The following is a 23942-nucleotide window of genomic DNA, read 5'->3' on the forward strand; positions in this document are numbered from 1 at the left end:
GGTCAGCCCTTGGCCTGATAGGGAATATGGACAAAGAACTGGGTCAGTACACCCGGTTCAGATTCAAAATCAATGCTGCCGCCCAGTTTTTCCAGGCTGCTGCGGATCAACGCCAGGCCGATACCGCGTCCCGGCCCTTTGGTGGACACACCCTGCTCAAAGATACGGGCGCCGAGAGCCGGATCGATGCCGGGGCCGTCGTCGCTGATTATACAGTGTAAGTGATTCTCATTGTGATGAAAGCTCAGGTTGATCTCGTGTCCCTCAACGCCGTCGATGGCGTCAATGGCGTTTTCAATCAGGTTGCCCAGCACGCTGATCAGCACATGGGTGGTTTCCACGTCGTCGGTTTCCGGCAGCAGGCTGGTCTCATCGATGGTCAGCTCAATGCCGGCCTCATGGGCGCGGCTGATTTTGCCGATAAAGAAGCCGGCGACCTCTGGCGACTGTATTTTTCGTAGCAGCGCGCCGATCTCTTCCTGGTAGTTACTGGCGGTGTTGATGATGTAGTTTTCCAACTGCTGGTAAGCCTTCATATGCAGCATGCCGAGGATCACGTGCAGTTTGTTCATAAACTCGTGCGACTGTACGCGCAATGCGTCGGCGTAGTGGGCCATACCGCTCAGGCGCTGCACTAACTGGCTGATTTCGGTTTTATCGCGGAAGGTGGCGATGGCGCCAATCACCTGGCCCTTGACGATCACCGGCACGGTATTGGTCAAAAGCTCGCTGCCGTTAAAACTGATCTGCTGGTCGCGTAACGGTTTGCCGCTGGCCAAAACCTCCGCCAGATGCAGTTGGGCCGGCCAGTACTTACTGGCGGACTCCAGCAGCAGATTTTCGAAGGGGCCACTTTGGCGCAGCAGGCGTTTCGCCTCGTCGTTAACAATGGTGATACGTGACTGGTTATCGACCGCGATGACGCCTTCTTTAATCGACTGCAGCATGGCGTTGCGCTGTTCAAACAGGTTGGAGATTTCGTAGGGTTCAAAACCGAGCATGATGCGCTTAAGCGCTTTCACCAGGAAGAAGGTACCCAGCGTGCCAACCAGCGCGGCGAACGCGAGGGTTAAATAGATAATCCAGCGGCTTTCTGCCACCACCCGGTGGACGGTATCGAGAGCGATGCCCAGCGCCACTACCCCTATCTGTCGGCGCTCGCTGTCGTAGACCGGTGCAAAGACGCGCAGTGAAGGCGCCAGCGCGCCACGGTTGATGGCGCTGTTGGTTTTCCCGTGCAGGGCCGGTTCTAAATCGTCGCCGATAAAATGCTGGCCGATCAGCCAGGGTTTAGGGTGCGAGTAGCGGATGCCTTTCATGTCCACCACGGTGACGAACAGCAGCTCGTTTTGATGTCGCACCTGCTCGGCGAAGCGCTGGATCGCGCCACTGTGATCTTCCCGCTGCAGGCCGTCAACGACGTTACCGGAAAGCGCCACCGTTTCGGCAATTGCCATCGCCTTTTGGCGCTGCTGATCTTGCCCCTCGTGACTCATCTGCACAAAAAACAGCGCGTACACCACCAGCAGTACCGAAGCAATAATGGCAGACACCATCAGCGTGAGGGTGGTGCTGAGTTTCAGCGGTATCCGTTGTTTGGGCATGGCGGTTCTCCGAATGGGCGTATCAGGATTTTAGCGGGGAATGGGGCGCGGGGCAGCGACCGGCAGCAGGTTATAACATGCTGCCGCCGGGGGAGGGATTATTTTAATTACAAAAGCCGGGATCAGGGTTGATGATAGATTTCCAGCCCTTGTTGGCCGCTGGCCCCCTGATGGATGATCGCCATCAGCGCGCGCACCACTTTTGACGGATTATCGTGTTGATACACATTGCGGCCGTACACCATGCCGGATGCGCCCTGTGCCATCAGCCCCGCAGATTTCTCCAGCACCGCGCCCAGTTCACCTTTACCGCCGCCGCGGACCAGCGTTGGGCAACGCGCCGCTTCAACGACGCGGTGGAAGTCTTCCACCCGTTCGGTAGGGTCGGCTTTGATGATGTCGGCGCCCAGTTCACGCGCCAAGCGCACCAGCGGCACCATTTTTTCGACGTCGCCCAATGAGCCGTAAGCCGATCCTTGACCGGCCGGCGCCATAACCAGCGGTTCGACCATCAGCGGCATGCCATAGCGATCGCAGGCATGGCGCAGGCGGCCGATGTTTTCCACGCACTGGCGGAAAATGCCCGGTTCATCGGGGATCAGGTACAGATTCACCACCACGGCCGCGGCATCCATCTGCAGCGCGGCGAGGATCGGCGCTTCCGGATTATGCAACACCGCCCACATTTCACGGTGACGCGCAGCGTTATAAGCGTTGCCGACGTCGGTACGCATCACCAGGGCCGGTTTATCGCGTTGCGTCGAGCATTGCAGCAAATCCGCCTGGCCGTAGTTCACCTGAATGGCGTCGGGGCGGGCGACGATCAGGCTATTCATGACCCGTTCAATATCTTCCAGACCGATTAAAAAATCCGGTTCATTGGCAATGCCGTGATCAATCGCCACGTCGAGGCACTTGCCGTTATTGAATAGCCGGTTCATCCGTACCTTACTGCTGAGCTGCATGTCAGATCCTCCTGAAAACACATGTCCATTCAGTATTGTCGAGTAAACCGCGGGATGAAACCGTGGATCCACAAACTGCGCGCTCGCTCGCATATTTACTGAGAGAACTCCTCGCGTTTTTTCATCACGGCAGATCGTTTCTCGTCGCTGAACGCACTAAAGGAACGCGTACGCTGATGGCTTTTGCGCCATTTGTTAGATCCGTGTCATGTTTTTGTTACTTGGTTATTCCAAAACGCATGTTTCGCTTGTTTGGGTTAAAAAGTTTCAATAATCTCAATTTTGAAATAAACATTTGAAAGTTACGATATGACGTAACGAGTTAGGCAAGGGTTTTATTTCAATTGATTGTTTTTAATCTATTTTGAGACATTGATCAAAATTTCACACACTGCCAGAAGACGGAAGAAAAGCGGTAAATCTGCCGTATCAAAGGGATATCACCGACCGGATTGTTGTTTGAATGTAAAAAATATTTTTCATTAGCTGTCAAATCAACAGGCCTCTTCACTCTAACGATTAAAGGGTACAGAACATGAAGCTGAAGAAACTGATCGTCACCTCGGTATTGATGTGCATGCTGCCGGCCAGCGTATTGGCAAAAGACATCAAAATCGGCGTTTCAATGGCTTATTTCGATGACAATTTCCTCACCATCCTACGCCAGTCCATGCAGAGCAAAATGAAACAGGACGGCAACGTCAGCGGGCAATTTGAAGATGCCAAAGGGGACATCGCCCAGCAGATCCAACAGATTGAGAACTTCGTCAGCCAGGGCGTCGACGCCATTATCCTCAACCCGGTCGATACCCAGGGCGTGAAGCCGATGATCAAACTGGCGGAAAGCGCCAAGATCCCGCTGGTGTTCGTTAACCGCCGTCCGGAAGTGACGCTGCCTGCGGGCATGGCCTACGTAGGCTCAGATTCCAAACTGGCCGGTAAGCTGCAGATGGAAGAGTTGGCCAAGCTGATGAACGGCAAGGGCAACGTGATGATCCTGATGGGCGAACTGTCCAATGAAGCGACCCGCGACCGCACCCGCGGCGTGGAAGAGGTGGCGGCCAAGTATCCCGGCATCAAAATTCTCGACAAGCAAACCGCCAAGTGGGGCCGCAAAGAAGCCGTCGACATTACCACCGACTGGGTGCTGACCGGTCAGCAGATTGATGCCATCGCCTCCAACAATGACGAAATGGCCATTGGTGCGATCCTGGCGCTGAAACAGGCGAAGAAGAGCGGCGTGCTGGTGGCCGGCGTGGATGGGACTCCGGATGCGCTGGAATTCATCAAGAAGGGTGATCTGGCATTGAGCGTATTCCAGGATGCTAAAGGCCAGGGCGAAGGCGCGGTGCAAACTGCCATTCAGCTGGTTAAAGGCGAGAAGGTGGAAAGCAACGTCCTGATCCCTTATCAGCTGATCACCAAGGCCAATTATCAGGAATTTGCCGACAAGAACAGAAAATAAGCGTTAAAGCAGCGCGGTTATATCCATTGCCGTATTTATCCGACACTCGACGGTAAATACGGCAGGGATGCATTGACGAACGGCGGAGGTTATCAGTATGTATCCTTATGTTCTTGAGGCTGAAGGCATCAGTAAGCAGTTTCCCGGCGTGAAGGCGCTGGATAAGGTCTCAATTAAAATCAAACCAGGCAGCGTGCACGCTTTAATGGGTGAAAACGGCGCGGGAAAATCCACGCTGATGAAATGTTTAATCGGTATTTATCACCCCGATGAAGGCACCATTAAAATAAAAGGCCAACCGGTGACCTTCAGCGACACGCTGCAGGCGCTGCATTCGGGCATTTCCATGATTCACCAGGAACTGAACCTGGTGCCTTATATGACGGTGGCGGAAAATATCTGGCTGGGGCGTGAGCCGGCGAAGCTGGGCTTCGTAAACCATGACCAACTGAACAAGAAAACCCGCGAGCTGCTGGCGCGGCTGAACATCAAACTCAAGCCGGAAACGCTGGTGGGTGAGCTGAGCATCGCCAGCCAACAAATGGTGGAGATCGCCAAGGCGGTGTCCTACAACGCGGACGTCCTGATCATGGACGAACCCACCTCGGCCCTGACCGAAGGCGAGGTGGTGCATCTGTTTGCCATCATTCGTGAGCTGCGTGAGCAGGGCAAAGGCATTATCTACATCAGCCACAAGATGGACGAGATTTTTGCCATCACCGACGAGGTGAGCATCTTCCGCGACGGCACCTTTATTGCCAGCGATAAAACCGAAAACCTGACCAAACAGTCGCTGATCACCATGATGGTAGGGCGCGAACTGACCCAGATGTTCCCTAAATTCAACAACAATATCGGCGAGGAAGTGCTGCGGGTCGAAGGACTGCGGCGTTCGGACTGGTTCCACGATGTCTCGTTCAGCGTGAAACGCGGCGAGATCCTCGGCGTCGCCGGGCTGGTGGGGGCCGGCCGCAGCGAAGTAATGGAAAGCCTGTTCGGCATGCACCCGGCGGACGGTGGCAGCATCTTTATCGAAGGCAAAGCGGCAAAGGTCGATTCGCCCTCAAAAGCTATTGAACTCGGCCTGGCGTTTCTCACCGAAGATCGCAAAAAATCCGGGCTGTTTTTGGTGCTGTCGGTGGTTGAGAACATGAGCATCGTCAACCTGTCGGAGTACATCGGCAAGAACGGGTTTGTCAGCCATGTGCAAATGGCCAAAGACTGCATGGAGCAGATCAAAAAGCTCAACATCAAAACCCCGACCATGGACCAAATCATCAATAACCTCAGCGGCGGTAATCAGCAGAAGGTGCTTATTGCCCGCTGGCTGCTGGCCCAGCCTAAAATATTGATCCTCGATGAGCCAACGCGTGGCATCGACGTCGGGGCCAAGGCGGAGATCTATCGCCTGATCAGCGAGCTGGCGAACCGCGGCGTCGCCATTATTTTGGTGTCATCGGAATTACCGGAAATTCTCGGCATGAGCGACCGGGTGATGGTGATGCACGGCGGCCGTATTACCGGCATTTTGGATAAAGAAGAAGCGGATCAGGAAAAAATCCTGGCGCTGGCCTCTGAATAACGCAAAGGTGAACCACCATGAGTAATGTAAAAATTGAGAAGCCGCTTGCGGGTAAAGCGCCCCTGTTCTCTGGCCTGAGCGGCAAAATGCCGAAAGATACCGGCATCTTTATCGTGATGATCGGCATCGCGCTGGTCTTTGAAATCCTCGGCTGGTACATCCGCGACCAGTCATTCCTGATGAACCCTAACCGGCTGCTGCTGATCGTGTTGCAGGTAGCGATTATCGGCATCATCGCGGTGGGCGTGACCCAAGTCATTATCACCACCGGTATCGATCTCTCTTCCGGCTCGCTGATTGCGTTGACGGCGGTGGTGGCGGCCAGCCTGGCGCAAACCTCAGACAGCATTTCGCCGATGTACCCGGCGCTCCTCGACCTGCCGGCGGCGATCCCGATCGGCGCGGGGATCGGGGTAGGTATTGTTTGTGGGTTTATCAACGGCTTCCTGATCACCCGTACCGGCATTCCACCGTTTATCGCCACTCTGGGCATGATGGTGTCGGCGCGTGGCCTGGCGCAGTACTACACCCAGGGCAACCCGGTCAGCTTCTTGTCCGACGGCTTCACTTCAATCGGCCAGGGCGCGATGCCGGTGATCATCTTCCTGGTGATTGCGGTGATCTTCCACATCGCGTTGAAGCATACCCGCTACGGCAAATACATCTACGCCATCGGCGGCAACATGACCTCCGCCAGAGTTTCCGGTATCAACGTCAATAAATACCTGGTGACGGTCTATACCATCGCCGGCGGCCTGGCCGGACTGGCGGGCGTGGTCCTGGCGGCGCGCGTCAGCAGCGGTCAGTCGAGCATGGGGATGTCCTACGAGCTGGATGCGATTGCTGCCGCGGTCATTGGCGGTAGCAGCCTGATGGGCGGCGTTGGGCGCATTACCGGCACGCTGATCGGTGCGGTGATCCTCGGGCTGATTAAAAGCGGATTCACCTTTATCGGCGTGGACTCCTATATTCAGGACATTATCAAAGGCGTGATTATCGTCGCCGCGGTGTCTATCGACATGCACCGTAACCGCAAAAAACACTGATTGCCGTAAATCTCCGCCGGTGCGGCTTGCCCGGCGGTTTTTTTTTACCTCAGGGGAATCACCATGAAATACCTAAAAAGAATCGTGCTGGTGGCGGCGCTTAGCTGTTCCACCTCGGTACTGGCGGAAACTATCGGCGTTTCGATGGCCTATTTTGACCAGAATTTCCTCACCATCATCCGCCATTCGATCGACAAAGAGGCCAAGGCGCGCGGTATTACCGTGCAGTTCGAAGATGCCCGTGGTGACGTTGGTCGCCAGACCGATCAGGTGCAGAGCTTTATCAGCGCCGGGGTGGACGCGATTATCGTCGACCCGGTCAACTCGGCGGGCACGCCTGCGATCACCAAGTTGGTGACCAGGGCGGGTATTCCGCTGGTGTATGTGAATCGTACACCGGGCGACAGCACGCTGCCGTCCGGCGTGGTGTTTGTCGGCTCCGACGAGAAGCAGTCCGGCACCTTGCAGATGGAAGAGCTGGCGCGCCTGGCGAATTACCAGGGCAACGTAGCCATCATGATCGGTAACCTGACCGATGCCGGTGCACTGCAACGCACCAAAGACGTGGAGCAGGTGGTGGCGAAGTACCCGAAAATGAAAGTGGTGCAGAAGCAAAGTGCCAACTACTCACGCAGCGAGGGTATGGATCTGATGCTGAACTGGGTAACCAACGGCGAGTCCATTGATATCGTCGCGGCCAACAACGACGAGATGGCGATTGGCGCGATCATGGCATTGCAACAGGCCGGTAAAAAGGACAACAAAGTGCTGATCGGCGGAATCGACGCCACCCCGGACGGCCTGAAAGCATTATCTTCCGGCAAGATGCAGGTCACGGTCTTCCAGGACGCCGTAGGCCAGGGCAAGGCCTCGGTCGACGTGGCTCAGCGGATGATCAAGGGCGAAAAGCTGGAACCCTATTATTGGATCCCATTTGAACTGGTCACGCCGGCCAATATGCAAAAATACGCGGCAAAGTAAGCAGAAAAGGCCCGCGGCAGCGGGCTTTAACATCAAAGCGCAGCAAGATGTTGTCGCACGATTTCGCGGCCGATCTCCAGTGAGGCGGTCGCCGCCGGGGAGGGCGCATTGCAGACGTGCAGCGAGCGGCGGCCCTTCACAAAATGAAAATCATCCACCAATTTGCCGTCGGCGGTCAGCGCCTGGGCACGAACCCCGGCCGGGCCGGGCCGGATATCTTCCGGTTGCAGCTCTGGGATAAGCTGGCGTGCGTTCTCGGTAAACAGTTTGCGTGACAGGGAGCGTCGAACTTCTGCCAGCCCCTCGCCAAGATAATTGCCGGCGATTTTCCAGAATCCTCGATAGCCAAGTACCTCGCTCAGATCCCGCAGGCTGAAATCGCATTTGCGGTAGCCTTCACGTTTGAATGCCAGCACCGCATTGGGGCCAACGTCGCGCTTGCCGTTGTACATACGGGTAAAATGCACGCCGAGGAAAGGGAAATCCGGGTTCGGTACCGGGTAAATCAGGTGGTTCACCAGATAGTTTTTTTCGTCGTTCAGCACAAAGTATTCACCCCGGAACGGCACGATCTTCATCCCGGTCTGATAGCCGGCCAGGGCGGCGATGCGGTCACTGAAAAGACCGGCGCAGTTAACCAGCCACTTGCCCTTATATTCTGCGCGAGGGGTACGCACGCTGACGCCGTCACTGCTTTCAACGATGCCCTCAACCTGTTGTCCATAGTGGATCTCGCCGCCGCGTTGCTGGATCACTTCCGCCAGCTTTGCCGCCACCTGGCTGTAGTTGACGATACCGGCATCGGGCACCAGCAGTGCCTCAATACCGTTGACGTGCGGCTCACGCTCCTTTAACTGCGCCTGCGACAATCGGCTGACCGCCAGCCCGTTCTGTCGCCCGCGCTGGTAGATATTCTCCAGTAAAGCCAGCTCCTTCAATTGGGTGGCCACAATCACTTTGCCACATTGCTCCTGATAGAGGTCATGCTCGCGGCAGAAGGCGAACATGCTTTGGTTGCCCAGTTTTGCCAGCCGTGCCTTCAGGCTACCAGGAGTGTAGTAAATGCCGGAATGCACTACGTTGCTGTTATGGCCACTTTGGTGGGCCGCCGGGCCATTTTCTTTTTCCAGGATCAGGATGCGCAGCAGGGGGTTCGTTTCCTGCAGCGCGTTGGCGACGCCCAACCCCACCAGACCTGCGCCGATAATGATCACGTCATGCATGGTTATCCTAACTCCTCATGGTCCAGGCGGCGCAATTTGCCGCGTACGTTGCTGAGATGGCTTTGCATAGCGGCAGTGGCTGCCGCCGGATCGCGAGCCTTGATTGCCATAAATACCCGTTGGTGCTCGTCGATCACCCGTTGGCGTTCGGCCTGACGGCCCAGGTTCTTGCTGAGTGAATACACCAGCACGCCGAGATATAATTCGTGCATGTTATCCAGGATCTGCACGAAAAACGGGTTGTGCGAGGCCTGCATAATGGCGCGGTGGAACAGGTAATCCTCTCGATGACCAATCAAACCTTCGTCGAGGGTGCAGCGTTTAAAGTCGTTAAGGGCCAATTCAATCGCCCGCAGTTCCTGCTCGGTATGGCGTTCGGCGGCCATACTCGCCGCCTGTTGCTCAATCACCTCACGCATTTCCAGCAGTGCTTCCACTTCACCCGGATCGGCTATTTCCAACACCAGCGGCTGGTATTTGCTCAGCAGGGAATGTTGTTCCACCCGATGGCCGCCCCCCTGCCGCGAGGAGATGATGCCGCTGACCTCCAGAATACCGAGCGCCTCACGCACGGGCACCCGACTGACGCCAAAGGCCTCCGCCAGCAGGTTCTCTGACGGCAGTTTTTCCCCGACGGGGAAGGTGCCGTTACTGATGCCTTTCTTCAACTGCGCCAGTACCTGATGAGAAGCTTTCTGGCGCGTAACCTTATTGATCATTTACAGCCCTCTGCGGATGACTCCGCCTGAAACGCAACAGATGCATGGACGCCGCAGTAACAATCAGCGCCGCGCCGCCCAAGTCGGTCAGCAGCCCCGGTTTAATCAGCAGGATAGCTGCAAAGGTAAACAGTATCCGCTCCAGCCAGTGGGTTTTCATCATCCAGAAATTGGCGCTGGCGATCGACAGCGCATAAATTCCTACCAATGCGCTGATCACCATATGGATCACCGACAGCGCATTAAGGTCGTCGCCCTGCATCAGCAGCATCGGGTTATAGACCAGAATGAATGGGATGATAAAGCCCGGCAACGCCAGGCGTACGGCATCCCACGAGGTCTGCATCGGGTCGGCGCGAGCGATGCTGGCGGCGGTGTAACTGGCCAGCGCCACCGGCGGCGTGATGTTGGACAAGGCGCCAAACCAGAACACAAAGAAGTGCGCCGCCAGCGGCATCACGCCGGCTTTGATCAGGATCGGCGAAACGGTAACCGCCACCACGATATACAGCGCGGTAGAGGGCAGGCCCATACTCAGTACGATACACACCAGCATCACCACCAGCAGGATCATCCACAGGGTATTGTTGGTCATCGCGACGATATTAAACGCCAGCGTGGAGCCGATACCGGTCATGGTGACTACGCAGATGATTACCCCGATGGCGGCGCAGGCTATCGTCACCTGAATAGAACCGCGAGCCGCTTCGTTCAGCGCCTCGGCGATTTTTTTCGGCGTCATGCGTACGGTGGTATCGGGGGTGATCCAACTGGCGACGATGATCGAAATAATGCCGAGGAACCCGGCATAGATCGGCGTTTTGCCCAACAACAGGGTGCCGATAACGATGATCAACGGCAGCAACAGCAGGCCGCGCGCCTTCAGTACCGCTTTCACTTTGGGAATATTTTCTTTGCTGATGCCTTTCAGACCCTGCTTTTTAGCCTCCAGATCGATGGCAATAATCAGCGCTGCGTAATAGAGCAATGCGGGAATAATGGCGGCGATCACGATGGTGGTATACGAAATGCCGAGGAAGCCGGCCATGATAAAGGCGGCGGCGCCCATGATCGGCGGCATGATCATTCCGCCGGTGGAGGCGGTGGCTTCAACCGCACCGGCAAAGCGGGGCGACAGCCCGATGCTTTTCATCAGCGGGATGGTGAAGGTGCCGGTGGTGGCGACGTTAGCCACCGCGCTGCCGCTCAGGGAGCCGGTCAGCGCCGAGGAGATCACCGCGACCTGCGCCGGGCCGCCGCGACGCCGACCGGCCATCGCCAGCGCCAAATCGTTGAACAATGCCGTGGCCCCGCTGACGCTGAGGAACGCGCCAAACAGGATAAATACCACGATAGCGGTGGAGGCGGTGGACAGGGTGATGCCGAAGATCCCTTCGCTGGTCATGAACAGTCGGTACAGCAGGCGTTCGAACGAGAAGCCGCCGTGGCCGAAAATGCCCATAAAGTACTGGCCGAACAGTGCATAGACGATCGCGAAGGTCGCCAGCCCGGGAATGAAATACCCCGTGGTGCGGCGTGCGGCTTCAAACAGCACGCCGATGCCGATCACCGCCATCACGTAGTCGGTGGTATTGGGAATGCTTTTGCGCACCACGTGCAAGTCCAGATAGCTGGCGTAGAAATAGCCGTAGCTGACCAGCGTCAGGATAATGAACAGGTAGTCCCAGCGGTTGAATTTGCTGGTGGCGTGGCGGCGTGATACCGGAAACAGTATGAAGCCCAGGATTAAGATACCGCTGAGAAACGTGGTATTGCGATAAAACTCCTGGGTATTCGACAGTGCATTGGCATAAATGGCGTAAGCGGAAATCGTAATGGCCAGCACCGTGGCCAACTGCAAATAGATACCGCTCAGCGGGCGACTACCGGCCCCGGCTTCTTTGTCCAGATCGACGGCATTTTGCGGCGACAGGTTGTTAGTGCTCATACGACCTCCTTATCGATTGACGGCAAGCGCTGCCGCTTCCGGTGGGATCAGATAGTCGGGCACGCTGACCCCGGCCTCGAGATAATATTTATAAGCGCCCATATGCAGCGGCACAGAGACGCCTTTCAGCGCATTCTCCAGCGAAATGTATTTGGCGGCGCTGTGGACCTGATGCACTTCCGGCAGGTTTTCAAACAGGGTTTTGGTCAGGTCATACACCAGCTTTTCATCAAGGCCATTGAGCGCCACCAAAATATTGGGCTGGGCGATGGTGGAAACCGCCTTACTCTGCCGTGGGTAGGTATCGGCTTTAATATCAAAACGGAACCAGGAATTGGCGATGGCGTTGATGTTGGCCAACTGTTCATCGGTGACGTTGAGGATGCGTGAGGGCACGCCGCTGGCGAACATGTCGGTTACCGCTGCCGCCGGTACCCCGGCGGGTAGGGCGCCGCCGTCAAGTCGCCCGTCGCGCATGGCTGAAACGGTGTCGCCGTAACCCAGATATTCCGGCGTCAGCGATTTCTTGCTCAGGTTAACCCCTTGCAAAATGATCAGCGTGGACTGCTCGGTGCCGCTGGCCTGTGGGCCAACTGAGAAACGGCTGCCGGCGATGTCATTCAAGGTGCCGTCCTTGACTTTGTTTTCCAGCATCACAAAGTGTTCTACGTTCGGCCACAGCATCGAGATGGAACGCAGATGGCCGTAGGCGCGGCCTTCAAAGTTGCGTACGCCCTGGTAGGCTTCGACGGCGATCAGGCTTTGCAGGATCGCCAGCTGCGCCTCGTTTTTCTGCAGTAGATCGATATTCTCTATCGATCCCGCAGAGGATTGCCCGCTGACCTGGATGCCGTTTTGCTTCAGGCGGTTGCTCCAGACGTTGGCCAGCCCGACGCCCATCGGGTAATAGGTGCCGCCGGTGGAGGCGGTGGCTACGGAAAGAAAGGTTTTGTCGGCATTCTCCACCTTGCCGGCGACCGCCAGAGCCGCGACGGCAGCCAGAGCACCCGCAGCCAGCAACAGCTTGATTTTTCTATTTTTCATTATTTTCACCCGAGGTTTTTGAAACAAATAGAAAACATTTACGCAAACTTGTATACAACATTGCAGCTTTTATCACCTAACAAGCATTGTTTGATTTGTGATCAATGCGGGTGAAAAGCGTTCAAAAAATGGCGGGAAATGTGAGGGAGGATGGGATAACCCCGTGACGGTTGCCACGGGGGAAATGCAGATTACCAACCTTTAACGGCATCGCCCTTGTAGATTTCGGCGGCGCTGGCGGCAACTTCATCGGTCTGATAGGCCTTGATCAGATCCTTCACGTTTTCGTTGTTTTGGTTATCCACCCGAGTGGCGAAAACATTGACGTAAGGCGAATCTTTGTCTTCGACAAACAGCCCGTTCTTGGCGGGCGACAGACCAATTTGGCTGGAGTAGTTGGTGTTGATGATCGCCAGGGCGATCTGTTTGTCGTCTAACGCACGCGGCAACTGAGGCGCTTCAATCTCGACGATTTTCAATTTCTTCGGATTACTGACGATATCCAATGAGGTAGGCAGCAGCCCGACGCCCTCTTTCAGCACAATCAGCCCCTGTTTTTGCAACAGCAGCAGCGAACGGCCGAGGTTGGTCGGGTCATTGGGCACCGCAACCTGGGCACCGTCAGGCAGTTGGCTGAGCGACGTGATTTTTTTGGAATAACCGGCGATGGGATAAACGAAAGTATTGCCTACCGCCACCAGTTTGTAGCCGCGCTCCTGGATCTGTTTTTCCAGATAAGGCTTGTGCTGGAAGGAGTTGATGTCGAGATCGCCATTATTCAGCGCTTCGTTGGGCAACACGTAATCATTGAAGGTCACCACTTCCACATCCAGATCGTATTTCTGTTTGGCGATTTTCTGTACGGTTGCCCACATAGCCTGATCGATGCCGGAGCTGATGCCGACTTTGATGTGGTGGTTATCTTGTTCGGTCGGTCCACAGGCAGTCAGCAGCAGGCTGCTTGTTACCGCCAGCGCCGCGGCGAGTTTTTTCAGCGTAAATGTCATTTCCCAGAGTCCTTGTCAAAATAGCCTGCTGGTTATTGCAGGCTGAAGAGTGGCACTGACTCTAGATAATCGGCTGGCTAAAATAAAATACTGATTCTCTATGATTAATAGCGATTTGCTATGAGGGATTTCAGGCTCCGCGGCTGCGCCAAAACAGCGCAAACAGTTCGGACTGCGTGTTGATGCCCAGTTTCGAATACAGGTGCTTTTTATGCGCTCGTACCGTCTCGATAGAAATCTGCAGGCGGCGGGCGATCTCCTTGGTAGAACAGCCCGCCAGCATCAGTTGGCTGACCTGGTTTTCCCGTTCCGTCAATTGCGCGCCGCCGGGCAACGACGACAGTGAGAAGTTGCTGTCGCCATCATCGCTGGCGTTTTCGAAACGCATCCGCTGACGCATCAATGGCAGTAGCCAACTTTCGACCAGAGCCAGAATGCCGAGGTGACGATCGCTGTAGCGCCCTGAGGCGCCCAACGACAGGCAAAGCATGCGCTGCGGCTCCACCAGCAGGTTGAAATGCACCTCATCGCCGCCGACGTTATGGTTGAAATAGTGTTGATAGTATTCCGTCGCCGCAAAATTGGCGGGTGCGACGTCATCCAGGCGCAACAGCCCGGTGCGTTGGCGCGCCCAGGCGTCCAGGTAGAAAGGATCGAGCAGATAGAGGCCTTTCTGGTAATCGTGAAACAGCGCTTCGTCACTGCCGTCGCTTTCGTCGCTGGCAGCCAGGATCTGTGGTGGATGCTGTGGAGAAAACAGCAGCACCACCCAGTTTTCGAACGGGATATGCCCCTTCAACAGGCGCGCACAGCTCAGCCAGAAATCCGCCCCGTCGAGGTTATCGACCAGTTGGCCGAATGCCCGATGCCAGGCCAGCGTCTCGGGAGAAATAAGGCTGCTGTTACCCACTGATGTTACCCCTGTTATGGAATAGCCAGAACGGCTGTTTCGGGCATACTACCATTATTATTACTGTGTTCCGCGTGGAGGATAAAATGGAAATAACCCTGGCCCAATTACCCTGCCGGGAAGGCTGCGTTGCCGACAACCTGGCGCAGGCCCTGGCATTCATTGAGCGTTACGCCAAGGGCGGCAAACTTATCCTGTTCCCGGAAACCCAGCTCACCGGTTTCGCTGCGGCGCAGGGTGACACCGATTATGCCCTGCAAAGCGACGGCGCGGAGTTGTTGCAACTGGTTCAGGCCAGCCGCCAATACGATGTCGCGCTGGTGATTGGCTTTCTTGAACGCACCGATAAGGGGGTGTTCAACAGTACGGTGCTGATCACGCCGGAACAGGGGGTTTATCTGCACTATCGCAAGACCCATTTGTGGCCGGATGAGCGTAATACCGTTCTTCGCGGCGATACGTTAGTGTGCGGCGTTTGGCGCGGAACGCGTATCGGGCTGCTGATTTGCTACGATCTTGAGTTCGCGGAAAATGCCCGGGCGTTAGCCGTTATGGGCTGCCAATTGCTGCTGGTGACGAATGGCAATATGGATCCCTATGGCCCGGTGCACCGCAATGCCGCGCTGGCCCGCGCGCAGGATAACCAGTTGTTTGTCGCCATGACCAACCGCTGCGGTGAGGGTGATGGATTGCAGTTTTCCGGCGAAAGCCTGATTGTCGATCCGCTGGGGCGCGAAGTCGCCGGATTGGGCCGCGGAGAAGGGGCGCTGTCGGCCACATTGGATTTTACCCTGCTAGAGCAGGCTCGCCGCCACTACCGTTATCTGGACGATCGGCGCTTACCGTTAGCGGGAGAAGCGCAGTGGGTTGAAGGGGAAGAGGGGCGCCGGGGGTGGCCACTGGGGTAATCGGCCTGGCGTATCCTGTTTGTGCCCTGGTATACAGTTTGTTTTGACGGGGGATCCGCCTGCTTATTATGATGACAGAAAGCCCAACCGGGGCGCGAATAGCGAAAGGAAAAGACAATGCGATTTAACATGTGGCGCAAGGCGTTGCTGCCATTGGTGGTTTTGACTTGCGTATCAGCGGCTCAGGTTCAGGCGGCGGAGAGCGTGGCGGAACCGATCCCGATAACGTTATTGGGCAACTGGCATATCAGCAAGATCCTGCCGACCCAAACCGTGGGTTGCTGGGATGAACAGCAGGCGAAAGGCCTGATCGGCGGCAAGATTGGTTATAAAGCAGGGAGTTTCACCTGGAACGGTACCGAGTTGAAAAGCGAGGGGGCAACCCTCAGCACGGTGGAAGCACAGGAGTTTGTTGAGGACAACTCCGGCAGCAGTTCTTATATCGACTTCCCGATGCTGGGCATCAGCACGCCAGCGGTTGAACGGGTGATGATCCAGCATGCCGATACCACAATCAAAGGCATTACCGATCAGGGTACCGACGGCGTACCGGGGGATAACGTGCTGGTAAAAGATGCCAACACGCTGATCCTGTCGGTGTGCAACGTGTGGTTCGAAGCCCAGCGCGTGCGGTGACCCCTGCCATCGGCTTATCTTGTCCTGCCCTCATTGCGTCAGCGCGATGCGACCGAAGAGGGCATGACTCCCTTGCGGGGTAATGGCCGAAAGCTGATCCAGGCGGCAAACCCGTTGATTATCGAAATAAATAAACTCTCCCTCATTCTCCAGCGTCTGGGTGGTTAACGCCGTTGCCTGGAAACACTGCCCGTTAACCAATTCAACGTTCAGCCGATAACCGTAGAGGCAGGCAATTTCCAAATAATCATGCAATTCGCAGTCTATCGGCCGGTAAGCTGTCATGACATCCCCTGGCAACCCTGCATTTTAAAAATGTAATAGCCCGTTTGGCCAATAGCCTGCTCCACCTCAGGGCTGGAGGACTCGCTGTGGCAGAATGCACAGCTGCTTTGGCTGATATTGTCCTCCTCAATATTGTTCTGTTTGAGGAACTGTTGCGCATAGTGTCTTGCCTGAGCCAGATCGTTGCTGTCGGTGAACACGTCGAAATGCAGATAGCGACCATCCCTGGTATGTACATGAGTGTCAAAAACATTGATATACATAGTTATTTATCCTTTTGTTTGTTTATCTGAATGTGATATTGGTATCGATTCGATACCATAATCCTCGCATTAGATGAAAATCCTGTCAACGGCGCTTTTAGCCAAAATGACCGGTTGAGAGCAGAGCACAAGGGAAGGGCCATAAACCCTAAAGAAGCGTTTCAATATGAAAATGAGCGGGTAGAGCCGGTGATTTATTTCTGTCGTCACGTTTACCGAATTAATTTTTTATAAAATCAAAGCACTATCCGGGTTTGGAAAATAAAGGGGCGTTTGAAATCTTGGGGATATTTCAAAGCCGGGATGCTTCAAGAAAATAGCCGCCGGTTTTATATCGGCACGCTGATAGGCAAACACTATTACAGCTATAGGCGCAGGCTGGGTTATTCATTGATTGTTATCAATTATGCAGCGCATCTTCCTCTCTACTATTACCGGGCGACTGTCTATTGGATGGGCAATACCTTATAAGGATTGAAAATGAAAAAGGTCACCCGTATTGCGGCGATGTCCCTTACCGGCATTGTCTTATGTTATCTGGGGCTTTCGGGCTATGTTTGGTATCACGATACTCAGCGTACGGTGTACAGTCAGGCACCGCGATCTGCGCTGGAGAAGAATAACCAGGTTCTCGGATTGCTGAGAGAAAAGGGCTGCGATTATTGCCATACACCTTCTGCCGATCTTCCCTTCTATGCCTCATTTCCCATTGCCAAACAGCTGATGGAATACGATATCCGCCTTGGGTATCAGTCTTTTAACCTGGAACCTGTACGTGCCAGCCTGATCGAAGATAAAGCGGTATCACAAAGCGATCTGAACAAGATTGAATGGGTAATGCAGCATAAGACCATGCCGCCGACACGGTATGTCGCCTTGCACTGGGCAGGGCAGGTGGATGAGCAAGAGCGCGAGACCTTGCTTGGCTGGATAGCGCAGCAGCGCGCGCGTTACTACGCCAGTAACGAGGCTGCGGCGGAACACCGTAATGAGCCGATTCAGCCGATCCCCAAGGCATTGCCTGTCGACGCACAGAAAGTGGCGCTGGGTTTCCGACTGTATCACGACCCGCGTCTTTCCGGAGACAGCACTCTCTCTTGTGCCCACTGCCATTCGCTCAATACCGGAGGCGTAGATGGCAGAAAAACGTCGATTGGCGTTGGCGGCGCGGTAGGGCCGATAAATGCGCCAACGGTATTCAACTCCGTGTTCAACAGCGAGCAGTTCTGGGATGGCCGTGCGCCAACGCTGCAGGTACAGGCTGGTGGACCGCCGCTCAACCCTATCGAAATGGCTTCCAAATCCTGGGAGGAGATCATCGGCAAGCTGGACAAGGATCCGGTACTAACCCGTGATTTTGTCGCCGCCTACCCGCAGGGCCTCAGCGGCGAGACCATTACGGATGCCATCGCCGAATTTGAAAAAACCTTAATCACGCCGGACTCACCTTTCGATAACTGGCTGCGCGGCGATGACAAAGCCATGACGATGCAGCAGAAACACGGTTATCAACTGTTTAAGGACAACAAATGCGCCACTTGCCACGGAGGAACCATTCTCGGTGGGCGTTCCTTCGAGCCTTTGGGGCTGAAACGCGACTTCAATTTTGGGGAAATTACCGCCGCGGATATCGGGCGCATGAACGTCACCAGCGAAGCGCGCGACAGGCTACGGCAGAAGGTGCCCGGCCTGCGCAATGTCGCACTGACGGCGCCTTACTTCCATCGCGGGGATGTCGCCACGCTGGATGAGGCGGTCAAACTGATGCTGCGCTATCAGGTGGGTACCGAACTGCCGCAGCAGGATGTCGATGATATTGTTGCGTTCCTTGAGAGCCTGACGGGCGTATATACCCCTTACACCCAAAGCCAGAAATAACGGGCTGACGGCCCGCGTCATCATGGTATCTCCAGCCCCGGTAACGGGGCTGTTCCAACGGCAAGATGCCCGTTCATCTCTCCGGTTTCTGAACTAAAATTATCCATAACGGGACAACAGAAATGTTGCCGTGCAAACCGGGGTCTCTATGAATCAATGACAGGAGGCGCTATGTGCTATCAACATATTATGATTGCCACCGACCTGAGTGATGACGGAAAACGGCTGGTGGAAAAAAGCGCGAGATTGGCCGCGTCACTGCAGGCCAGGCTCTCTCTGATCTACGTGGATATCCACTACGATACCTACCATGCGGCGATTGGTTTTTCTGAGCGAAGCTACGACGGCGTACCTTTTGAAGAGAAGATCAAGAAAGAGCTGGAGCCGCTGACCCAGAATGTGAATTACCCGATCAATGAGGTGATCATCGGACACGGCGATTTTATCGAAGAGTTGAAGAATGCCGTGGTGGATAAAAGTGTCGACCTGGTGGTTTTTGGCCATCACCACGATCTGTGGAACAAGCTGTTTTCCTCAACCCAGCATGCCATCAACCAATTGAATGTCGACGTACTGGTCATCCCGATCAAACAGTAGCCAGTTGATTAACCCTGCCAGTATTCACTCTGGCAGGGTGACGGACAGATTAGCGGGTGAAAAAGTCGTTATACAACATGTAGAGGTGCGCCGCGCTCCAGGAGAAATTCGGCGCGCCCTGTTGCATGCCGGTCAGCGGGTTGTAGTTCTCGCGGATGGGACCGTCGGTCATCAGCCCGTCGGCATGGTTGAAGAAAGCCTGGGCCATGGCGACAGCGTCGGCGCGATAGCCGTAGCTCTCCATGCCTTTCAGCCCGAAATACAACTGATCTACCCAGACCCGCCCCCGCCAGTAAATATCGGCACCGAACGCCGGATTGGTCAGCGCTGCCGTACCGAGAGGGACGTAGGTGTTGAATTCGCGCGGATCCTTCATCACTTTAACCACTGCGTCGGCATGTTGTTGGCTGGCGGCGCCATTAAATAGTGGAGACCAACCTTCAGGCCCTTTACCTCGCTCTACGATGGGGTAACCGGCGCAGCCATTGGGCAGCGGTTTATCCTCGATGCGGATGTCATAGAAGAAACCGCTGGTGCTATCGAACATGCAGTTATTAATGTAATCCGCCAGTTTATCGGCCTTGCTGCGGAAGGTAGCGGCCTCGGCATTGTGGCCCAGAATATCGGCCATCTCGGCCAGGTATCTGTTGTCGCTGTACATGTAGCTGGCCTGATCGACAGATTCCTGCAGCAGCGAATAGCCGAGCAGAGTACCGTCCGCCGCACGATTTTCAGCAAACTTCACCTGCCAGTCCTGTCGTTTACCGCCCTGCGCCAGGTAACGGGCCAACTGATCCGGGTCGATAAAGCCAAAGGCGGCGGCGTCGTCACGGCCCGACTCCCAGGACGCGGCGACCTGAGCCGGGATTTCAATACTGTCGAAAAGCCCGGAACGTACCACCCGACTATAGTTGTTCAACCCGGCAAGCTTTTGCTGATGCTGCCCGCGTTTAACGGTAAACAGCATCTGACCGTCCGGCGTGTTGTGTGCCTTGTCGCGCGTGGCGCCATACTCTGGCACCCCGTTGCCGTTATGGTCCCGGTTGCGCAACCACCAGTCGTGATAGGCGACCAGCTTCGGATACATCTCGGCCAGCCACTGTTCATCGCCGGTGGTGTTGTACACCTCCATCACCGCCCAGGCCGCCAGGCTGGGTTTGGTATTGCGTTCATTCCAGTTGCTGCCATCGCCGCCGCGTTCCGGGCTGGGGTTATAGGCGATCAAATCGGGAATAAAGCCGGCATCCCACGGGCGCAGCGGGTCGTCTGGCTGGATCTGGAAAGCGAACACCGCACGGATATTATCCTTGGCGACGTTGGGATTAAAATGCGCCATTGCGTACGCCTGCTTCCAGGTATCCCAGGGCCAGGTCTGGTTGCCGGAGAACCAACGCCCGGTGACAGAAGGCGTCACCGAATCAAATTTCATCGCACCGGCGGCCCCGCGCCAGTTGGCGTTTAAGGTTTCTATCGCTTTAACCGCCACGCGTTCCTGCGCCTGGGTGGCATGCGGATTTGACAGTCCCTGGTCGAGATAATTTTCCCAACGCTGCGCCGATGCGCTCATGTAGCGCTGGGGATCGGCGAGGATCGAAGCAATCTTGCTTTGTTCCTGCTGGACTTCTGCGGCGGTGAGCAGGTGAGAGTAGGTGGTATAGAAGGTGGTGGAGCCGGAAATCGTGGCTTTGGCGATAAACCTATGGCCATTGACCGTCGTTTGCTGCGGCAGCGATTTATGAATTTGGTATTCGGACCCGCCGGAGGTCATCAGTTGTGAAGCCGCGCGCACCCTGCCGAAGGTAACCCGCAGGCCGTCCTTGGTCGGCAACAGCTGCCGCGTATAGTCGGGGAATGCCTGCTCGATGGTTGGCGGGGACTGTGGTTTTTGTTCTTTGGCATAGTATTTTTCCAACAGTTCGCCATCCCACACCAGTTCCAGCGGCGTATCGCTAGTGATTTAGGTTTCGAGCAGTGAAGTGCGGGCAGTAGCGAATCGCAGTGTCAGTTTAACCGTGATCCCTGGGGCGGTAAGCCGCTGGATCAGCGCGCCGGGGATACTGTAGGCGGTCATGCTAAAGCGGACTTTCTCCCCGTTTTTATACAGGCTGAGCCGGTCGAAGTTATTGGCCATAAAGTTAATGTATTCTTCGGTGAGCAACGCCGGACCCGGGAAGCCGCCCATGCCTTCCGGGCCGTTTGGCAGCAAATGACCATGCCAGGCGCCAAGATCAAAAAACGGATTAAAGCGTTGGTGTTCATCGAAATCGTAATCGAGCATGTAGTGTGGGGCACCGCTGCGATTAATCACGTTTTTATAGGCTTCCGCCCGCAGGGGGGGTTCGTTACCCGGGTGAGAGATGCAGCCTGGTATCGTCAGGGCCACGGAGATAGCCAGGGCCAGAGGCGGCAGTTTATTAATCATCTTCATTATGTTTGCCTTTATGCGTTACCAATAAAAATACTGCATCAGAAACACCGAGTTGCTGGCGTCGGTGCTGTCGTTGGTCATATAAAATTTGCTGTCCAACGCGGTGGCCAGCTTGCCGCCGGCATATTCGTACCAGATACCGGCCTGCGCGTAAGAGGTCGCGGTGTCCGGCGCATTGTCCAGCCGGTGGCGGGCGTAGCTGTAGGCCGTCGAGAAATACAGTCCCTTGGCGGCCTCAACCATGGCGCTCAGCATCAGGCCCGACTCCGAGCCCGGGTGATTGCCGTCCCCCTTGCCGGTGTGCTGCCAGACCCGGCCGGCCAAATTTTTCCCTTTCAGCCCCAGCAAATAGAGTTGTCCCATGCCGTCGGTGATTTCCAGACCGTTTAACAACGTCAGGCCTTCCTGCAGATCGTATTGCGTATAGCCGTTGACCATAGCCCGGTAGCGGTACTTATCCGAATAGCGGTCATATTTGCCAAAGTGCAACAGCGCCTTGCTCTCGTCGATGCGGCTTTCTGGCGCGGCAGTCAGGCTGTAGCGGAATTTACCGGTCAGGTTCTGTAGCTTGGCTGCATAGGTGAGATCGCGGGTATTGGGGATCACATAACCGTATTCCGGGGTAAAGTCTGCCCACCACTGCAGATCGTCCAGCGAAGAATCATTACGCAGGCTAAGCATCATTTCGGTGCCGTCATCGGTGCGGTATCCAGCGTAAAAGCGGTTGATGCCGCCCTCAAACCCGCCCCAACTGTGGTCCGGTGTCCAGGCATTACCCTGATGGTCGGCCTGTACCGTCCAGCCTTCGCCGTAGAGCAGGCCGAACCAGTGGCCGTGCTTGATCTCCAGTCCGCCTTCGATATAGGTGCCATCGCTGTATTTGTGTTGGTGCTCCCCGTTTAAATAGACGCTGCCGCCGATACCCAACTCGCCGTAAAAGCGCAGGGCGGTCGGGCCGGTATTTGTCAGTTCGGGGGGCGGCAGAACGTTATGTTCCGCCGGCACCACGGATTCCTGAGCTAACAGCGGCAGCGGCAACATCAGCAGTAACGTGGGCAATATTTTATTATTGGATTTAATTTTCATCTGGACACGCATTGGGTTTGGGTCAATGGCGAGCCTGCGGGGGGACCCGCCAACTCGAACCGTTAACGCCATGTGGGCCGGCCCCATTCCCTGGGAGGAGATAAAAATACCGTCGCATAGCGGCGGTAAACGGAGAATATATTAGTAAATGTTTTAGTAAAAAATACTGGAAAATCAGTAAATCGTTAACTTGATCACAAAGGGTTAAATGGGTATCTTCGCTACGGGCGTTGCGAACCGCAGAGCTACGCATAGCACCAGCTACCGCCGCGCTGGAGGTAAAAGGACGTTTCTGGCGGTTTAAAGGGGGGAGAGTATCGAGGCGTATACCTCGTTGAGCTGTCCCGGTAAGCTAGCGTTTTTGTCTATTCGTTGAGACTCTATGGCCACACTGAAAGAAATCGCAGAAGCTGCAAACGTGTCTGTCGCTACCGTTTCGCGGGTGCTGAATGACGACCCCACGCTGAGCGTGAAGGCGCAAACCCGGCAAAAAATCCTGGAAGCGGCGGAGCGTCTCGAATACAAAGTCCAGCCCTCAAAACGTCACATCGGGCATCGGCTGACTTTCGCCGCGCTTTTCACCTATAAACAAGCCATAGAGATTAACGATCCCTACTATTTGGCGATGCGCTATGGCATTGAAACTCAATGCGAAAAGTTGGATGTTTCGCTGGTGGCCTGCTACGACTTCAACGGTGAAAAACCCTTGCCTGCGGCTGACGCGCTGCTGGTCATTGGCCGGCCGCAGCCTGCGCTTTACGAACAGCTAAGCCAGCAGCGAGTGCCGGTGGTGTTCGTGGACGGTGTCATCGACGATCCGCAGTTCGACTGTGTCAATGTCGATCTCACCAAGATCAGCCAGAAGGTGATCGACTATTTCATCGAATGTGGTTACTCGCGCATTGGGTTTATCGGCGGACGTGACGATCCGGCGCTGGCCGATCAGCGTGAGCAAGCCTTTGTGGAATACGGCCGCTTGAAAAACGTGGTGCGGCCGCAGGATATTTACACCGGCGACTTCAGCAGCCAGGCGGGCTACCAGTGTGCCAGGCAAATGCTGGAGAAGAAGGGCGGTTATCCGCCAGCTCTGTTGGTCGCGACCGACTCTATCGCCATCGGGGTACTGCGTGCCTTGCACGAGCATTCGGTTCAGGTTCCTGGCCAGATTGCGCTGATCAGCGTGAACGATATCCCCACGGCACGTTTTATTTTCCCTGCATTATCAACCGTTCGCATACCCTCCGAAACCATGGGCGCTCAGGCCGTCAATCTGTTGACTGAGCGTATTCGTGACGAACGGACCATTCCATTATCGATCTTTGTTCCCAGCTCGCTTCAGTTGCGCGATACCACCGTTGCCTGAAAAG

20 protein-coding genes and 1 pseudogene are annotated in these 23942 nt (G+C 55.5%); 9 read left to right on the forward strand and 12 right to left on the reverse strand.

The window, feature by feature from the left end; all coding sequences use genetic code 11:
- Nucleotides 1–2: 2 nt before the first annotated feature.
- Together M2407_RS04885 and M2407_RS04890 are read right to left on the reverse strand one after the other, a co-directional pair.
- Complete coding sequence (locus M2407_RS04885; RefSeq protein ID WP_259216881.1) at nt 3–1604, reverse strand: sensor histidine kinase; 1602 nt, start codon at nt 1602–1604, stop codon at nt 3–5.
- A 122-nt stretch (nt 1605–1726) separates the two neighbouring features.
- Complete coding sequence (locus M2407_RS04890; protein WP_198639757.1) at nt 1727–2569, reverse strand: class I fructose-bisphosphate aldolase; 843 nt, start codon at nt 2567–2569, stop codon at nt 1727–1729.
- A gap of 535 nt (nt 2570–3104) precedes the next feature.
- Here M2407_RS04890 and M2407_RS04895 point away from each other — a divergent pair.
- The 4 genes from M2407_RS04895 to M2407_RS04910 all read left to right on the forward strand — a co-directional run bounded on the left by M2407_RS04895 (nt 3105) and on the right by M2407_RS04910 (nt 7643).
- Nucleotides 3105–4034, forward strand: coding sequence for a sugar ABC transporter substrate-binding protein (locus M2407_RS04895; RefSeq protein WP_020826397.1), 930 nt, complete (start codon nt 3105–3107; stop codon nt 4032–4034).
- A 97-nt stretch (nt 4035–4131) separates the two neighbouring features.
- Nucleotides 4132–5616: a sugar ABC transporter ATP-binding protein gene (locus tag M2407_RS04900; protein WP_020826398.1), complete on the forward strand. Its 1485-nt coding sequence runs from the start codon at nt 4132–4134 to the stop codon at nt 5614–5616.
- A 17-nt stretch (nt 5617–5633) separates the two neighbouring features.
- Nucleotides 5634–6662 carry an ABC transporter permease gene (locus M2407_RS04905; RefSeq protein WP_020826399.1) on the forward strand — a complete coding sequence of 343 codons (1029 nt, stop codon included), beginning with the start codon at nt 5634–5636 and terminating at the stop codon, nt 6660–6662.
- A 63-nt stretch (nt 6663–6725) separates the two neighbouring features.
- Entirely contained in the window at nt 6726–7643 is a 918-nt protein-coding gene (locus M2407_RS04910) for a sugar ABC transporter substrate-binding protein (RefSeq protein WP_020826400.1), read from the forward strand.
- Nucleotides 7644–7675: 32 nt separating this feature from the next.
- Here the strand turns inward: M2407_RS04910 and lhgO are convergent, their stop codons facing one another.
- The 6 genes from lhgO to M2407_RS04940 form a co-directional block, all read right to left on the reverse strand.
- Nucleotides 7676–8866 carry an L-2-hydroxyglutarate oxidase gene (gene lhgO, locus M2407_RS04915; RefSeq protein ID WP_259216886.1) on the reverse strand — a complete coding sequence of 397 codons (1191 nt, stop codon included), beginning with the start codon at nt 8864–8866 and terminating at the stop codon, nt 7676–7678.
- Nucleotides 8867–8868: 2 nt separating this feature from the next.
- A complete protein-coding gene (locus tag M2407_RS04920; RefSeq protein ID WP_259216887.1) occupies nt 8869–9585 on the reverse strand; it encodes a FadR/GntR family transcriptional regulator in 717 nt (238 codons plus the stop codon).
- Nucleotides 9575–11533, reverse strand: a complete 1959-nt coding sequence (locus M2407_RS04925) for a TRAP transporter permease (protein ID WP_259216888.1) — start codon at nt 11531–11533, stop codon at nt 9575–9577. Before M2407_RS04925 ends, M2407_RS04920 begins: the two co-directional genes overlap by 11 nt.
- Before the next feature lie 9 nt (nt 11534–11542).
- Entirely contained in the window at nt 11543–12577 is a 1035-nt protein-coding gene (locus M2407_RS04930; protein WP_116690726.1) for a TAXI family TRAP transporter solute-binding subunit, read from the reverse strand.
- Nucleotides 12578–12768: 191 nt separating this feature from the next.
- Nucleotides 12769–13584 (reverse strand): methionine ABC transporter substrate-binding lipoprotein MetQ, encoded by an 816-nt coding sequence (gene metQ, locus M2407_RS04935; protein WP_046373843.1) that lies wholly within the window; start codon nt 13582–13584, stop codon nt 12769–12771.
- A 130-nt stretch (nt 13585–13714) separates the two neighbouring features.
- Complete coding sequence (locus tag M2407_RS04940; RefSeq protein ID WP_259216889.1) at nt 13715–14494, reverse strand: LuxR C-terminal-related transcriptional regulator; 780 nt, start codon at nt 14492–14494, stop codon at nt 13715–13717.
- An 86-nt stretch (nt 14495–14580) separates the two neighbouring features.
- Here M2407_RS04940 and M2407_RS04945 point away from each other — a divergent pair, with 86 nt between their 5' ends.
- Together M2407_RS04945 and M2407_RS04950 are read left to right on the forward strand one after the other, a co-directional pair.
- Nucleotides 14581–15402, forward strand: coding sequence for a carbon-nitrogen hydrolase family protein (locus M2407_RS04945; protein WP_259216890.1), 822 nt, complete (start codon nt 14581–14583; stop codon nt 15400–15402).
- Nucleotides 15403–15519: 117 nt separating this feature from the next.
- Nucleotides 15520–16038 (forward strand): hypothetical protein, encoded by a 519-nt coding sequence (locus tag M2407_RS04950; RefSeq protein WP_259216891.1) that lies wholly within the window; start codon nt 15520–15522, stop codon nt 16036–16038.
- 30 nt (nt 16039–16068) lie between these two features.
- Here the strand turns inward: M2407_RS04950 and M2407_RS04955 are convergent, their stop codons facing one another.
- Both M2407_RS04955 and M2407_RS04960 read right to left on the reverse strand, forming a co-directional pair.
- A complete protein-coding gene (locus M2407_RS04955; protein ID WP_020826409.1) occupies nt 16069–16323 on the reverse strand; it encodes a Rho-binding antiterminator in 255 nt (84 codons plus the stop codon).
- Nucleotides 16320–16586 carry a DUF2024 family protein gene (locus M2407_RS04960; protein ID WP_020826410.1) on the reverse strand — a complete coding sequence of 89 codons (267 nt, stop codon included), beginning with the start codon at nt 16584–16586 and terminating at the stop codon, nt 16320–16322. Before M2407_RS04960 ends, M2407_RS04955 begins: the two co-directional genes overlap by 4 nt.
- A gap of 480 nt (nt 16587–17066) precedes the next feature.
- Between M2407_RS04960 and M2407_RS04965 the strand changes: the two genes are divergently transcribed.
- The gene (locus M2407_RS04965) at nt 17067–18464 is read left to right on the forward strand and encodes a cytochrome-c peroxidase (protein ID WP_259216895.1); all 1398 of its coding nucleotides are present in this window, start codon (nt 17067–17069) and stop codon (nt 18462–18464) included.
- Between the two features lie 171 nt (nt 18465–18635).
- Nucleotides 18636–19061: a universal stress protein gene (locus tag M2407_RS04970; protein WP_020826412.1), complete on the forward strand. Its 426-nt coding sequence runs from the start codon at nt 18636–18638 to the stop codon at nt 19059–19061.
- 49 nt (nt 19062–19110) lie between these two features.
- Here the strand turns inward: M2407_RS04970 and ygjK are convergent.
- Both ygjK and ygjJ read right to left on the reverse strand, forming a co-directional pair.
- Nucleotides 19111–21489 (reverse strand): annotated as a pseudogene (gene ygjK, locus M2407_RS04975) (alpha-glucosidase).
- Between the two features lie 18 nt (nt 21490–21507).
- Nucleotides 21508–22530, reverse strand: coding sequence for a protein YgjJ (ygjJ, locus tag M2407_RS04980; protein ID WP_238387507.1), 1023 nt, complete (start codon nt 22528–22530; stop codon nt 21508–21510).
- A gap of 427 nt (nt 22531–22957) precedes the next feature.
- Here ygjJ and ebgR point away from each other — a divergent pair, with 427 nt between their 5' ends.
- Nucleotides 22958–23938 (forward strand): transcriptional regulator EbgR, encoded by a 981-nt coding sequence (gene ebgR / locus M2407_RS04985; RefSeq protein WP_259216896.1) that lies wholly within the window; start codon nt 22958–22960, stop codon nt 23936–23938.
- The last annotated feature ends 4 nt before the right edge of the window (nt 23939–23942 follow it).

Source organism: Serratia sp. BIGb0234, assembly GCF_024809915.1.
Lineage (GTDB): Bacteria > Pseudomonadota > Gammaproteobacteria > Enterobacterales > Enterobacteriaceae > Serratia > Serratia liquefaciens.